15 protein-coding genes and 1 other RNA gene are annotated in these 13,738 nt (G+C 36.7%); 13 read left to right on the top strand and 3 right to left on the bottom strand.

From position 1 onward, the window contains the following. Positions 1-7 precede the first annotated feature (7 nt). From AC1RFD_RS14860 to ssrA, 9 genes are all read left to right on the top strand, one after another. Positions 8-505 (top strand): TRAP transporter small permease, encoded by a 498-nt coding sequence (locus tag AC1RFD_RS14860; protein WP_054549534.1) that lies wholly within the window; start codon positions 8-10, stop codon positions 503-505. Continuing rightward, a complete protein-coding gene (locus tag AC1RFD_RS14855) occupies positions 502-1,827 on the top strand; it encodes a TRAP transporter large permease (RefSeq protein ID WP_054549533.1) in 1,326 nt (441 codons plus the stop codon). The genes AC1RFD_RS14860 and AC1RFD_RS14855 overlap by 4 nt, the downstream gene beginning before the upstream one ends. Positions 1,828-1,841: 14 nt before the next feature. Further along, complete coding sequence (locus AC1RFD_RS14850; RefSeq protein ID WP_009373217.1) at positions 1,842-2,591, top strand: SDR family NAD(P)-dependent oxidoreductase; 750 nt, start codon at positions 1,842-1,844, stop codon at positions 2,589-2,591. Further along, entirely contained in the window at positions 2,584-3,060 is a 477-nt protein-coding gene (locus tag AC1RFD_RS14845; RefSeq protein ID WP_054549532.1) for a PCC domain-containing protein, read from the top strand. The genes AC1RFD_RS14850 and AC1RFD_RS14845 overlap by 8 nt, the downstream gene beginning before the upstream one ends. A gap of 11 nt (positions 3,061-3,071) precedes the next feature. After that, a complete protein-coding gene (locus AC1RFD_RS14840) occupies positions 3,072-4,553 on the top strand; it encodes a class I adenylate-forming enzyme family protein (protein ID WP_054549531.1) in 1,482 nt (493 codons plus the stop codon). Then, positions 4,550-5,683 carry a thiolase C-terminal domain-containing protein gene (locus AC1RFD_RS14835; protein ID WP_009373209.1) on the top strand — a complete coding sequence of 378 codons (1,134 nt, stop codon included), beginning with the start codon at positions 4,550-4,552 and terminating at the stop codon, positions 5,681-5,683. Before AC1RFD_RS14840 ends, AC1RFD_RS14835 begins: the two co-directional genes overlap by 4 nt. Before the next feature lie 3 nt (positions 5,684-5,686). Further along, positions 5,687-5,995: a Zn-ribbon domain-containing OB-fold protein gene (locus AC1RFD_RS14830; RefSeq protein WP_054549530.1), complete on the top strand. Its 309-nt coding sequence runs from the start codon at positions 5,687-5,689 to the stop codon at positions 5,993-5,995. Positions 5,996-6,203: 208 nt separating this feature from the next. Beyond that, positions 6,204-7,127 carry a DMT family transporter gene (locus AC1RFD_RS14825; RefSeq protein WP_492475024.1) on the top strand — a complete coding sequence of 308 codons (924 nt, stop codon included), beginning with the start codon at positions 6,204-6,206 and terminating at the stop codon, positions 7,125-7,127. 194 nt (positions 7,128-7,321) lie between these two features. Further along, positions 7,322-7,677: a transfer-messenger RNA gene (ssrA, locus tag AC1RFD_RS14820) on the top strand. Positions 7,678-7,834: 157 nt separating this feature from the next. On the opposite strand, the gene AC1RFD_RS14815 is transcribed toward ssrA, so the two are convergent. Further along, positions 7,835-8,350 (bottom strand): site-specific integrase, encoded by a 516-nt coding sequence (locus AC1RFD_RS14815; protein WP_492475056.1) that lies wholly within the window; start codon positions 8,348-8,350, stop codon positions 7,835-7,837. Continuing rightward, on the bottom strand, positions 8,347-8,568 hold the full coding sequence (locus AC1RFD_RS14810; protein ID WP_492475023.1) for a hypothetical protein: 222 nt from the start codon (positions 8,566-8,568) through the stop codon (positions 8,347-8,349). The genes AC1RFD_RS14815 and AC1RFD_RS14810 overlap by 4 nt, the downstream gene beginning before the upstream one ends. 302 nt (positions 8,569-8,870) lie before the next feature. Here AC1RFD_RS14810 and AC1RFD_RS14805 point away from each other — a divergent pair, with 302 nt between their 5' ends. The 4 genes from AC1RFD_RS14805 to AC1RFD_RS14790 all read left to right on the top strand — a co-directional run bounded on the left by AC1RFD_RS14805 (position 8,871) and on the right by AC1RFD_RS14790 (position 13,237). Continuing rightward, complete coding sequence (locus tag AC1RFD_RS14805) at positions 8,871-10,589, top strand: cation diffusion facilitator family transporter (protein ID WP_492475022.1); 1,719 nt, start codon at positions 8,871-8,873, stop codon at positions 10,587-10,589. A gap of 24 nt (positions 10,590-10,613) precedes the next feature. Beyond that, positions 10,614-10,832: a hypothetical protein gene (locus tag AC1RFD_RS14800; RefSeq protein WP_492475021.1), complete on the top strand. Its 219-nt coding sequence runs from the start codon at positions 10,614-10,616 to the stop codon at positions 10,830-10,832. Positions 10,833-10,972: 140 nt separating this feature from the next. Next, positions 10,973-12,139: a hypothetical protein gene (locus AC1RFD_RS14795; RefSeq protein ID WP_492475020.1), complete on the top strand. Its 1,167-nt coding sequence runs from the start codon at positions 10,973-10,975 to the stop codon at positions 12,137-12,139. After that, positions 12,140-13,237 carry an AAA family ATPase gene (locus AC1RFD_RS14790; RefSeq protein ID WP_492475019.1) on the top strand — a complete coding sequence of 366 codons (1,098 nt, stop codon included), beginning with the start codon at positions 12,140-12,142 and terminating at the stop codon, positions 13,235-13,237. 136 nt (positions 13,238-13,373) lie between these two features. On the opposite strand, the gene AC1RFD_RS14785 is transcribed toward AC1RFD_RS14790, so the two are convergent. Then, a complete protein-coding gene (locus tag AC1RFD_RS14785) occupies positions 13,374-13,553 on the bottom strand; it encodes a tyrosine-type recombinase/integrase (protein WP_492475055.1) in 180 nt (59 codons plus the stop codon). Between the last annotated feature and the right edge of the window lie 185 nt (positions 13,554-13,738).

The following is a 13,738-nucleotide window of genomic DNA, read 5'->3' as shown; positions in this document are numbered from 1 at the left end:
GAAACATATGAAATTCTTAGACTACTTTGAAGAGATTATATTAAGCGTTACATTTGCAGCGATTACATTTATAACATTTGTAAACATTGTTTCTCGTAATTTAGTCAACTTATCCCTTTCTTTTACAGAAGAAATCACAGTTAATTTGTTAGTATTGCTTACATTTGTTGGGACAGCATTAGGTGTGCGGAGATACGCACACCTTGGTTTTACCTTATTGTTCGATAAAGGGAACAAGCTGACAAAAAAGGCGATTGTCATTATTTCATCAGTAGCGAGTGGTGTATTGTTTGCAGTATTACTTTATTACGGCATTGATATGGTATTGTTCCAAATGCAGATTAATCAAACAACACCAGCCTTAGGGATGCCGCAGTGGATTTTATCTTCGGCATTACCACTAGGTGCATTACTGTGCTTAATTCGTACAGTTCAAGCAATGTTAGAAGAGTATAAAGCAGTGAGTAATGAAGGGAATGGAGCGAAAGGGGATGAGCTCGTATGATAGCATTATTACTTTTTGGCTCCTTTATATTGCTCGTATTTTTAAGGGTACCAATCGCTGCTTCCTTAGCGGTAGCCTCAATGGTAGTCCTATTTACATCACAAGGACTATCTGGTTTTGAGGCATTAACAGATATTATGTATACGAGCGTGGCAAAGTTTACGCTATTAGCGATTCCATTCTTTATTTTAGCTGGTGTCATTATGGACCATATCGGAATTTCTAAGCGTTTAATCGACTTTGCACAAACATTAGTAGGACATCGTAAAGGTGGAATTGTACTTGTAACGGTATTAGTAGCGATTTTCTTCGCTGCTATTTCAGGGTCTGGTCCAGCCACAGTTGCTGCAATTGGAGGTATTCTCATTCCAGCAATGGTGAAAAACGGCTACCGTAAAGAAACTGCTGGTGGATTAGTGGCAAGTGCGGGTGCGATAGGTATTATTATTCCCCCATCGATTGCATTCATTATTTTTGCAGTAGTAGCAGGAGATCAAATCCCAATTACAATTAACCGTCTTTTTATGGCAGGGGTTATACCAGGTATTTTAGTAGGTATCGGTTTATTTATTGCTGGGATGTATGTCCGCAAACGTGATATTCAAAAGGGTATTTTTAATGACTCTGTGGAAGCAACTAAGCAAAAAAGTACAGGAAAAGAACGTTGGGATGCATTTATAAAGGCACTACCAGGATTAATGATTCCTGTCATTATCTTAGGTGGTATCTATGGAGGGTTTTTCACACCAACAGAAGCGGCAGTTATTGCGGTTGTATATGGACTAATTGTCGGACTGTTCATTCATCGAAAAGGCTACATAAAAATGATGTATCGTATTTTTATTGAGTCGGCGTTACAAACAGCTGTTGTAATGATTATCGTAAGTGCCGCCTCTGTCTTTGCCTATATTGTCACAACAGAGCAAATCGCCTCTACTATTTCAAATACGGTTTTAGGTTTAACAGATAATAAAATCATTATTTTACTACTAGTAAATATTATTTTATTAATTGCGGGTGCATTTATTGATGCCATTTCTGCGTTTTATATATTCGTCCCGATATTACTTCCAATTATGTTAATGCTCGATGTAGACCCAGCTGTATTTGGCGTGTTTATGACAATTAACTTAGCAATCGGCTTATTTACACCACCTGTTGGCTTGAATTTATATGTTGCAGCAAGTATGTCAAAGGCTAATATCATTCAAATTTCCAAAGGAGTGGTCCCGTTTATTGTTGCTTCGGTTATCGTTTTATTACTTGTAACCTATATACCTTCTCTATCAACATTTTTACCAGATTTATTAAATATTAAATAGCAAAGGGGAAAACTATGATGACATTAAAAGATGATGTAGCGATTGTTACAGGAGCAGCAAGTGGGATTGGACAAGCAGTTGCGGTCCAGCTTTCAAAGCAAGGGGTACATGTTGTTTTAGTTGACTTAAATTCATGTGAGAAGACAATTGAAAAACTAGCACATGATAGCTATTTAGAATGCTTAGGAGATATTCGTGATGCAGAGTTTGTGAAAGCAACAGTCAATCGCACAGTTGAAAAGTATGGAGAGATTCATATTTTGGTGAACAATGCTGGGACATGTAGTCGCAAAAATATTGAAACAATGACTTTTGAGGAATGGTCGCGTGATCTTGATACGAACTTAAAAGCAACATTTATGTTTACCCAGGCATGTGTGTACCCACATATGAAGGATGCTCAATATGGTCGGATTATTAATATTAGCTCAGTTTCAGGTTTAAACGGTGGTGTTACATCTGGTGAAGATGGTACAGGTCGATCAGGTCCAGCTTATGCTGCATCAAAAGGAGGGGTAATTGCCCTTACGAAATGGGTAGCAAAAGAGCTTGGCCCACTTAATATTACTTGTAACTCCGTGGCACCAGGCGCAACCTTAACAGGTATTACAACAGGGGTTCCATACAATTTAGATCAGCAGGTTATTAAGCGTATCGGCACACCTGATGATATTGCAAGTGCTGTCTTATACTTTGCATCGAGGGAGGCTAGCTATGCAACTGCTCAGGTGTTAAAGGTAGATGGAGGGATTAGTATTGGATAATTCTCGTTGGCAAGCTTTGTATGACCGACCTACGGATAGAATTATCGGAAGATTGAAAGCAGGAACAGATTTATTTACTGGGATGAAAGAGGTTTGCAATCACTTTGGGGTAAAGGGAGGGCAATTTCAATGCATGGGATCCCTAAAGCAGGCTACCTATGTCCAAGTTCAAAGAGGTGAAAAGCAAGGGACCATTGTTTATTCACCAAAACGGCAAACTACCTCTCCGGTCGAACTTATTTCTGGTTTAGGGTTTATTGGGATAGATATGGAGACGAATGATTTAGATATTCATTTCCATGGATCTTTTGTCGATTGTGATCAACATTTTACTGGTGGTCATTTTCTTGAAGGAGAAAATGAAATCGCTATCACAGTCGAATTCATCCTCTATCCATTAAGAGAGGCGATACCGAAAAGACGGAAGGATCAACAATTTGGGGTTCTAATTTTTCATTTTGATGAATAGGGGGAAGATAAATGAGTACAATTGGCCAATTAGCACTGAAATCGGCTCGAGCGTATCCAGATAAAATAGCAGTTAAATTCAAAGATCGTGCGATTTCCTATGCCGATTTGATGGAACGGGCCTATGCTCTAACAGCTTATTTTAAAAGCCTTAACTTACAAAAAGGAGAGCGCGTAGGTATTTTAATGTCAAATAGATTAGAGCATATAGAACTTGATGTAGCTGTTTCTTTATATGGTCTTATTAAAGTCCCACTTAATTACCGCTTGCATCCGAAAGAACATGAGTATCAGGTGAAGGATTCAGGTATGAGTCTGATGATTGGTGAAAAATCATTAATTGATCCGCTACAAATTGACTTTCCTATTCTTTATTGTGGAGAACCGTATGAGCTAGTAGTAAAACAGTTTAAAGGGCAGTCCCATGAAAATGAAGTGGAAGAAAATGATACGATGGCCATTATGTATACTTCAGGAACGACAGGTAATCCGAAAGGTGTTATGCTGTCACATCGCAATATGGTTAGTGGAGCCCTATCCTTAGCAATAGCGTGTGAAGTTGACTATACGGATATGCTCGGTCACGTCGCACCACTGACACACGGGGCAAATTTTTTAAGTCATGTGGCATGGCTCTATGGCTTAACACAAGTTATTTACGATAAATTTGAGCCAGAGCAATTTGTTCATTTATTAGAGCAGGATCGTATTTCAATCATTTTCCTAGTCCCAACGATGGTCAACCTTATGATTCAGCACGATCAGTTCGACCCGCAGAAGCTTCGTACCATTAAATCGATTAATATGGCAGGCTCACCGATCGCTGCTGCTAAGTTGCAAGAGGCACTAGATAAAGTAGGAACAAAATTTGTAGAAACCTATGGTCAAGTAGAGGGACCGATGTGCATTTCGATGATGCCACGCGAGGATTTACCATCCCGCCTTGATTCATGTGGTAGAATTGGACCTTTTGTTGATGTGAAAATCGTGGATGCTGAGGGCAATGAATGTCCAGTAGGAGAAATAGGCGAAATTACAGCAAAGGGCCCGCTTATTATGCAGGGCTATTGGAATAACGAAAAGGCGACAGCAGAAACATTGCGTGATGGCTGGCTTCATACAGGCGATTTAGGCAAGCTAGATGAGCATGGCTACCTATCGATCGTGGACCGTAAAAAGGAGGTCATTATTTCAGGTGGTGTAAATATCTATCCGCGAGAAGTAGAGGAAGTGTTGAACAAGCATGAATTCGTCAAGGAAACATGTGTGATTGGTATTCCAGATGACAAATGGGGCGAATCCATTGTCGCCTATGTCGTGCCAAACGGCCGTGGGGAAATTGAGAAGGCTGCCTTAATCGAGCTTTGCCAGCAACATTTAGCAAGCTTTAAAAAGCCAAAAGAAATTTTCGTAGTTGAAGCCCTACCAAAAAGCTCCTACGGGAAAATATTAAAGCGTGAGCTAGTAAAACAGCATATGGAGGTGACGCAATGACGGTATATGTTCATAGTGTAAGCATGACGAAGTTCGGTAACAATGAAAATGCTTCATTGAAGGATTTAATGCTCACTGCTAGTAAAGAGGCGCTAGATGAGGCAAGAGACTTAAAAATCGATGCGGTTTTTGTTGGTAACTATATGGGAGGTAGCTTAGCCAATCAAGAAATTCTAGGTGCGATCGTAGCAAATGACCTAGGGCTCGGACCCATCCCTACAGCCAAATTAGAGGGTGCCTGTGCATCAGGTGGTATTGCATTACGACAAGGTATTTTAGGTATATTAAGTGGCGAATATGAAAGCGTTTTAGTTGTTGGTGTAGAAAAAATGAAGCATGCCCCAACCGCCACTGTCACGCAATTTATTAACTCTGCAATGGATCAGACGACAAACGAACGTTATGCGGGTCTAACTTTCCCAGGATTTTTTGGCGTAGTCGCAAACCGCTACTTCCATGAGACAGGTGCAAATAAATCCCATTTAGCAAAATTAGCGTTGAAAAACCGTGAAAATGCATTGCAAAATCCATTAGCCCAATTCCAAAAACCAGCAACACTCGAAGAAATAATGAACGCACGCATGATTACAGATCCACTTGGCTTATTCGATTGTTCACCGATTACAGATGGCGCAGCAGCAGTTGTGTTATCTCGTAAGCCATCGGATATTAAAATAGTAGCATCTGCACAGGCTTCAGGACCGACAATGATGCAGGATGCCATTGATTTACTATCATTACCAGCGATCCGCATTTCAGGTCAGCAAGCCTATGAAAAAGCAGGGGTTGGTCCTGAGGATATTGATGTTGTGGAAATTCACGATTGCTTCTCTATGACAGAAATGCTGGCTATTGAAGAGCTTGGTTTTTTCCCGAAATTAGAAGGCTGGCTGGCTATTGAGCAAGGAAAAACGCGCGTGAACGGAGAAAAGCCTGTCAATACAAGCGGAGGGCTTTTATCAAGAGGACATCCTATTGGCGCAACAGGTGTGGCGCAGTTTTACCAATTAGTACTACAATTACGCGGACACGCACCAAACCAGCTAGAAAAACGACCGCGATTAGCACTTGCACAAAATTTAGGTGGCACTGGTTCTTATTCGGTTGTCCACATATTAGAAAGGGTGTAGCAGATGAAGGTTTATGAATGCTGTGGTGTAGAGTCAGTAACGAAAAAAGTGTATTGCAGCACCTGCCGCCAAGAAATTAAAAACGAACGAGAAGTCCCAGATGAGGGAACCGTGTACAGCTTTACGGTCATTCATATTGCACCAGCAGAATATGCCCATTTGGCACCGTATACTGTTGCACTAGTACAGTTAAAGGATTCAACAGCCAAGCTAACAGTGCGCATTCAAGAAAATGTCCAAATCGGTGACCCCGTACAGCTTGATGAAATGAAAGATGGAACATACATTTATCAAAAGGTGAGAACTGCTTAAGGATGGGTATGAAGTATGGTAGGCTGTTTGGAAGGCGATGTCTTTCCTAGCGGCCTACTTTCTTATGAATAGTCTACTAGACTTATTATAAATGCTCCATTATTGAGGCAAATTTCAATATGGGTCCTGCTGCAGATGTTAGCCTGTTGTCCCATTGAACATAGAAAGGCTACTTATCTTGCGATCGAATAAAACAGGAGGTGATGACTTGGCAAATGCAAAGGTTTATTCCATTTTAGTTTTCGTTATGTTTCTTTGGGGCATGAATGTTACATGGTTGAAAGTAATTGTTTCCAATGGCGATCCATTAACGATACAAACGGCGCGTATTTTTCTTGCAGCTATTACGATTTTTATTATTTTAAAGCTAACGAAGCAACCGCTTTATGTAAAAGGAATGCCATTTAAGTACATATTCATTGGTTGTTTTTTCGGCGTCATTTGTCACCATGTCTTTTTAGCATATGGCATCGTTCAAACAACAGCCATGAAAACAGCCATTATTAGTGGCTTAAGTCCACTTTTTACGGCACTCATTGCCGTACTATTTAAAGACACGGTTATGACAAAATCTAAATTAATTGGCTTTGCACTTGGTGGAGTTGGCGTGCTATTCGCAGTGGTGGACGACATTACCGAGCTAACGAATTTACAGCTAGGTGATTTTCTCGTCTTTATGTCATTCTTTTTGCAGGCCTTTAGCTTTCTTGCCATTCGCCGTGCCACGAAAGTCATCTCTCCCATGCTGATGACAGGCTGGATGCTTCTCATAGGCTCATCACTCTTATTAATTTTCACATTCGCTACAAGCTTCCGAAGCTACTGGGCATTTTTATCATTCAGTCCGTTCATATGGCTCGTATTTTTCATGTCTGCTATTTTAGCTACTTCCATCGGACATACACTATATAATTTATGTATAAAACACATTGGTGCAGCGGAATCCGCTATTTTTGTGAATTTCAATACCATATTCGCACTCATTGGAGCGGCCTTATTTTTGCATGAAATCATTACACTGCAACAATTTATCGGCAGTTTAATTATTATTTCAGGCGTTATAATCGGCACAAGCAATTTAGAGGAAAGACTTCTTCAAAGGAAAAAAAATCGCGATAAACTAGAATGTTAGAAAAGTAGAGATGCTTAACTTTTCCTAGGCTTCTATAAGAACGCTGATCCAACTTATAAAGTGTCTCTACTTGATGTTTTAAGCTATTTATTTTATAATAGTAACACATGCCAGTGAGCATCTACTCATACGATGTTCATTTACAACCTGCACTATGCAGCGTTGTCCGAACGGTTTATAACCGGATTATATCCGGGGACGTTACGGATTCGACAGGGATGGTTCAAGCTTTGGTCGCGCGTCGGAGGGCTCGGCTCCGTCATCAACGACAGTTATATAATAACTGGCAAACAACAAAACTTAGCTTTCGCAGCCTAAGCTCGTAAGCGCTCTGCCTCTCTATCGCCCATGTAGAGAACGTGGGGCCCAACTTTAGTGGGATACGGTCGATGGTGCCACCTGAGTCATCGGCAAGAGATTTCCAGGTTAGCGTACAGGACGCCTGTTTGTCGGCATAATGTTACGTGAATCGTAAATAGGCAAACTACACGCGTAGAAGCTGAAGTATTGGAGTTTCTGGACGCGGGTTCGACTCCCGCCGTCTCCATATACTTAATTTCATTTAGTCTTATATAGGCTCAAATGAATGTCTCAAACCCTTGTGTATCAAGGGTTTTTTATTTTGTACTCGCAAATAACCTCATACATCCTCAGTATAAAAGTTGCCAATATAGTTGCCAAAAAGTTGTCACGGTTTTTGACAACTTTTATTCATTAACATCGCTCTTAATGAAGTTCAAATAGTTTTTCGTACTATTCGCGAGTGATTGTCGAGTAACGTGTGTATAGATCTTCATCGTCGTTTCTAAATCCGTATGACCTAATCGTTCCATCACTTGTGCTGGTGTAAAGAAGTCAGATTCGAATAACAATGAACAGTGAGTGTGACGTAGGCCATGAGTAGAGATTTCTCGAAGATTATTTTTCTTCTGCACATTACGAATCCAAGTACTCGTTTTAGATGGATGCATCAGTTCATTTTGACCATTCGGGAATAATAGCTGCTTGTTATCAGCTTTAACCTTCAGCCGCTCTTTAGAAAGTTCTAATCGCTGCGTTTCAGCCCATTTACGCAGGATGTTAAGCGTTTCCTCATCTAAATCTACAACGCGCGGTTTTGACGTCTTTGTGTTCTTTATATGCAACCCTCGAGTTTTAGAATATCCGACTGCTTTATTTACGCGTAAAACAGCCGTTTCAAAGTTCACATCGGCCCAAGTCAGCGAGAAACATTCACCTTTACGTAATCCACTATGAGAAGTAAATGAAATGTAGTATATTTTAGTGGCGACAAATCTTTTTTACAGCAAGCTAGAAATTCTGTTAATTCCTCACGGCTATAATAATTCTCTTTAAAAACCTCATTCTCATGCTCGAACTGATTTTTCTTTTCAGAAGGAAGCTCAACACCAGACATCGGATTTTTCGGAATCAGATCCATTGTCCTCCAATTGTGCTTGTGGAGCAAGCAGTATGGAGATTTTTAAATTATATACCAAAAAATCTATTAGTAATTCAATACTTTTGTAATTATAAGTTATAGTTGTTTTAATTTATAATAAAAAAAATTGAACGAAAGTATTTTAAGGTTTAGGCATCATTGTATTAATAAATTATTTATTAGCCTATATATATTCAATGTGCTATCTGTATAAAAAACCATTTTAGTTTTACAGTATAAGGAAGTATAATGTGACATAATGTGTATGTAAATGTAATTAAATAATGTTAGGAGTTGTGACAATGTCAAAAGAAAATATGAATTTATTTTTAGAAAATATAGACGTCGAAGGCACATTGGATTTTGATGAGTTAGAAAGTAAATTAGAACACGAAATTGAACTGCATATGTCTGATTTACATTTATTAAAAGAAGAACAAAAGAAAATAGGTAATGAGGATAATTTAGGGGAAATTATTAAAGGCGTAGTTTGGGAACAATTTATGAATCAAATTGCAGCAAAAGCTGGAACAGATTTTATTGGTGAAAATCATGATTTAACGCTAGATCTTCGTAAAGATGCGCATATCCAAACGACTGAAAATTTTGAAAAGGGTAAAATTGCAACACATAACAAACAAACGATAAAAGTTGAGATAAATGGAAAGATACAGGAAGAGACACTTGATTATCAAAAACGGTACGACAATTATCAAGCTCGCTTTCAAAAAGATGAAAATGGAAATGTAAAAACAAGAATCGACTCAAGAACAGGGAAAGAAATAAAAGTTTTAAATAAAGATGCTCGTGATGATTTTGATAAAGGGCGAGATAAAGGCTCAGCTAGCGTTCATAAAGACCATACTATTCCTACTGCGGAAATTAACCGTGATGCTGCAGCTAATGCACATTTAAGTCGAGAAGAACAGGTTGCATTTGCAAATAGTGACAAAAACTTAAATGATTTAGACTCAGCTGCTAACCAGTCAAAAAATGATAGTTCTATGAAAGACTGGTTAAAAAGTGAGAGGGATGGGAAAAAACCAGAGGAACGATTTAACGTAAATGGGGATGAATTAAGAGAACAAGATAAAGTTGCTCATGAAGAATATGAAAAAAGAAAGAAAGAAGGAGAGCAGAGATCTATTGAGGCAGGAAAACAGTCTCGAAAGGAAGAAGCTTTCCGCATTGGAGGCAAAGCTTTAAGATCTGCCATTATGTTGCTGTTTGCTGAGTTCACTAAAGAGGTTATTAGTAAGCTAGTAAAATGGTTAAAGTCAGCACAAAAAAGTTTAAAAACTTTAATGGAGTATATTAAAGAAGCTGTAAAATCGTTCATTAGCAATTTAAAGTTACATTTAAAAAATGCGAGTAACAATGTATTAACGACAATAATGACGGCGATTGTTGGACCAATTTTCGCAACTATAAAAAAAGTATGGATTTTTTTAAAGCAAGGTTGGAAGTCTCTTAAAGAAGCTGTGAACTATTTAAAAAATCCGGATAATAAAGATCAACCTCTTAGTATTCGTCTATTAGAAACGGGGAAAATTGTCATGGCTGGATTAAGTGCTGTAAGTGCTATAGTGCTTGGTGAAATAATCGAGAAAAGCTTAATGACTATACCGTTCTTAGCTGTAGAAATTCCTCTTTTAGGAAGCTTAGCAAATCTAATTGGTTTATTTGCAGGTGGTTTGACTGCTGGAATAATAGGTGCTATTGCGATAAATATAATTAATAAAGCTGTTGAGAAAAAACAAAAAGAGATCAATTTAAGTGATCAAATCGAAAAGAGTAACGAAATATTAGATACGCAAGCACAATTGATTATGGTTAGTGGAGAAAAGTTTTCCAACAAAAAAAATTCAGTAAGAGATTCAATAGCTAAACGACATGCTATGGCTCAAGATGAAATGGAGAATTCATTAAAAAATATTTTTAGTGAAGGTGAAGCAGATTCCAATAATAATGATGATTCATTTGATGAAATGGACCAAATTATTAAAGGCCTTTTAGATTAAGTCTTATTGAAGGAGCTATTGACGATGAAATTTAAATCATTTGTAAAGTTTATAACTGGAACAGTTGTAATTGGCGCAGCAGCTATAACATTGATGAATACATTACAAAAAAAGAGTGAGTTAAATAACCAACACGATGTAAAAAACACCAACGTAAATGTTGTTAACCGATTAATAAGTGAAGAAAAATATAACGAAGAGCAAAAAAAGACTACACTGTTAAAGAAACAGTGGGAATCGTAATTGTAGAGCGACATGAAAAAGTCTCTGAAGTTGTTAAAGAGGCTCTATTAAATATTAATAGTATGGAAAACCAAAGCAATGACCGTGCATTCGAGGATTTAACAAAAGACATTGAATCATTAATGAGATAGAGGTAAAACATGACGAATATAGTTATTAAAAAACATAATTTTGACAAAGCAAAAAATAATATTAAGCAATTTTCTTTAACGAAACCAGACCAACTAGCATTAAAACAAGTAGATGTGAGTGGGGGATTATTTAATTGGTTTGACCATAAAGTAACTGGTGCTGAGTTAAATAGTTTAACAAGCCAAGTACAAGATTACTTAATTAAATTTAATAACTTAAATTCTAAATTTATTAAAGAGTTTGGTGAAGTTTATAATGCATTAGAAGCTTTAGACAATGAATATATTCAAGGTATTTTAGTATCTGTAAAAGCAGCTGAGAAGGCAAGTATGAAAGCGAAAGAAGCTCAGAAAGATATAAAAAAAACGATTGAAGTTCAGAAAAAGACTCTTAAGATATTAGGGGATTTTAAAGACAAGCTCGATAAATTTAAATACCTAGAGAATATTGACGAAGTTTGGGAGGATACACAGAGATTTAGTAAAGAATTAAGGACTATTATTAGTAAAATCCAAAAACTGGATGATGACGCTTTGCAACAAAGTGAATCTGTTAAAGGTTTAATGAAATTTAAAGCCGACTTGAGTAAACAAAGGCATTTAAATTCCATCGATGTATTATGGGACAACGCACAGGAAGCTAAGCGAGGTATTAAATCTATCGAGCAGACGTTGAGTAGCTGTACTATTTCTATTGAATCTCAAAATAAAACGATTAGTAAAATTAAAAGTTTTACGGATAATTTAAATAAGCTTGAGCATGTTTTACAAATTGATGAGGTATGGGAAAATACTCAAACTTTTAAAAGTGATGTAGAACAACTAGGCGAACAAATTATTGAAATAAATAAAAATGATTTAACAAATGGTCATCGTATTGATTTATTAATTAATTTTGTTGATTCATTAAAAAAACTTCAACATCTTTATGATATCGACCAAGTGTGGGAGGATATCGAAGAATCAAAAGAAAAGTCGAGCGTACTACAAGGCGAAGTAAAATCTTTGGAAGAAAAGCTTGTTGTAATTAATACGCAAATGAGTGATCAAAAGAAACAATACGAAAATGAAATACAACTATTAACGAAAAAAAATAAAAATACTATGTTATTAGGTGGATCTTCATTGGGATTAGTAATTATTTTGTACGTCTTAAATATTTTAGGGATTGTATAAATGAGTAATAAATATGTAAAAGAATTATTAGATTTTGCTTCTAAGTTAGATGCAATTGTAGGTGACAGTGGTGAAATTACAAAGTTAGCTTTAATTGTAACTGAAATTCAGGATGAAGTTGCAACGATTGCTCTATTGAAAAAAATAAATGCTGTAGTCGATTCGAAAAATTATAGCTCTGAAGTAAAAATGATGTCGAAAGTACTAAAAGAACATTTGATAAAATATTACGGATACTTAACTGTTTTAGATATTTGTAATAACGAAATTCAAACTGAAGATAAGCGTTCACTGCAAGAACTATTATCTGACTTAGAAGCATTAATTGGACTTGGAAAAGTAAAATCACAGGTAAATAAATTAATTGCTTATCAGAAAGTGCAGCAAATGCGTAAAGCTCACAATCTAGTACAAACCAAAAATACACTGCATTTAGCATTTTTAGGTAATCCTGGTACTGGGAAAACTACAGTTGCTCGTATTGTCGGTCATATTTATAAAAAAATTGGATTACTTTCAAAAGGCCACTTTTTAGAAGTATCAAGGACAGATTTAATAGCAGGTTATCAAGGTCAAACAGCAATTAAAGTTAAAAAAGTTATCGAAAAAGCAAAAGGTGGCGTACTCTTTATCGACGAGGCATACAGTATTACGGAAAATGACCAGAGTGACTCATATGGTCGTGAATGTTTAACTGAACTGACAAAAGCGTTAGAAGATTATCGTGAAGATTTAGTAGTAATAGTAGCTGGTTATATAGAGCCGATGAACAAATTTTTTGAATCAAATCCAGGATTAAAATCACGCTTTAATACATTTATTGAATTTGAGGATTATTGTATTGAAGAACTAGAAGCAATTTTAATTTCAATGTGTAATGAAAATGAATATATTTTACACTCAGAGGCTAAAAATAAAATTAAAATTACTTTAACAGAGTTAGTAGAGAAGAAAGATGAAAGTTTTTCAAATGCCCGACTTGTTCGTAATATATTTGATGAATTATTGATGAATCATGCTAAAAGAGCTGCGCAAATTGAAAACCCTACTAAAGATGAATTATCAATTATCCTTGCAGAAGATTTCCAAGGTATTTGAATAAGAAGTAAAGAATAATTCTATAGAATAGTAAATCAAGTTCAATAATCCAGTTGGAAATGTATTATTAAATGCAGCTGAATTTAGGCTGCATTTTATTTTTTTTATTGTTTCGCTACATAGAAACTGTGCTGGTTTAATACTCCACATACATATCTGCATTCTTCTCCATCGATTCCGCTGTGACATGGGTATAAACTTCCAACGTTACTTTAATATCTTTATGCCCTAAACGATGTATCACTTGCTGAATCGTAAACTTTTGGCTTTCAAGCACTAATGTGCAGTGAGTGTGTCGAAAACTATGGGTAGTAATTTGTATGCTACTTCTTAAACATTTAATTCGTAAATCTGAAAATTGTAGAAGGAGTTCTTACTTACCCCTAAATATTTAGCAGTTGTTTTTAAGTTCAACCATTCTTCATTAACGAGGTTTGTATTATGATTCTTCTTCAAGGGCTATGAGTAGAAGTTTAATGGAGCTAGGGAAAAGAAGTACGT

This window comes from Lysinibacillus sp. GW823-FHT02G10 (assembly GCF_058797135.1).
This window is presented reverse-complemented; position numbering and strand designations above follow the sequence as displayed.

What these genes read in the sequence shown, in the direction of transcription:
- AC1RFD_RS14800 (WP_492475021.1), top strand. Translation starts at nt 10,614, where the DNA reads ATGAAATTTAAATCATTTGTAAAGTTTATAACTGGAACAGTTGTAATT.
- AC1RFD_RS14830 (WP_054549530.1), top strand. Translation starts at nt 5,687, where the DNA reads ATGAAGGTTTATGAATGCTGTGGTGTAGAGTCAGTAACGAAAAAAGTG.
- AC1RFD_RS14810 (WP_492475023.1), bottom strand. Translation starts at nt 8,568, where the DNA reads ATGGATCTGATTCCGAAAAATCCGATGTCTGGTGTTGAGCTTCCTTCT.
- AC1RFD_RS14805 (WP_492475022.1), top strand. Translation starts at nt 8,871, where the DNA reads ATGTCAAAAGAAAATATGAATTTATTTTTAGAAAATATAGACGTCGAA.
- AC1RFD_RS14860 (WP_054549534.1), top strand. Translation starts at nt 8, where the DNA reads ATGAAATTCTTAGACTACTTTGAAGAGATTATATTAAGCGTTACATTT.
- AC1RFD_RS14835 (WP_009373209.1), top strand. Translation starts at nt 4,550, where the DNA reads ATGACGGTATATGTTCATAGTGTAAGCATGACGAAGTTCGGTAACAAT.
- AC1RFD_RS14795 (WP_492475020.1), top strand. Translation starts at nt 10,973, where the DNA reads ATGACGAATATAGTTATTAAAAAACATAATTTTGACAAAGCAAAAAAT.
- AC1RFD_RS14790 (WP_492475019.1), top strand. Translation starts at nt 12,140, where the DNA reads ATGAGTAATAAATATGTAAAAGAATTATTAGATTTTGCTTCTAAGTTA.
- AC1RFD_RS14850 (WP_009373217.1), top strand. Translation starts at nt 1,842, where the DNA reads ATGATGACATTAAAAGATGATGTAGCGATTGTTACAGGAGCAGCAAGT.
- AC1RFD_RS14840 (WP_054549531.1), top strand. Translation starts at nt 3,072, where the DNA reads ATGAGTACAATTGGCCAATTAGCACTGAAATCGGCTCGAGCGTATCCA.
- AC1RFD_RS14855 (WP_054549533.1), top strand. Translation starts at nt 502, where the DNA reads ATGATAGCATTATTACTTTTTGGCTCCTTTATATTGCTCGTATTTTTA.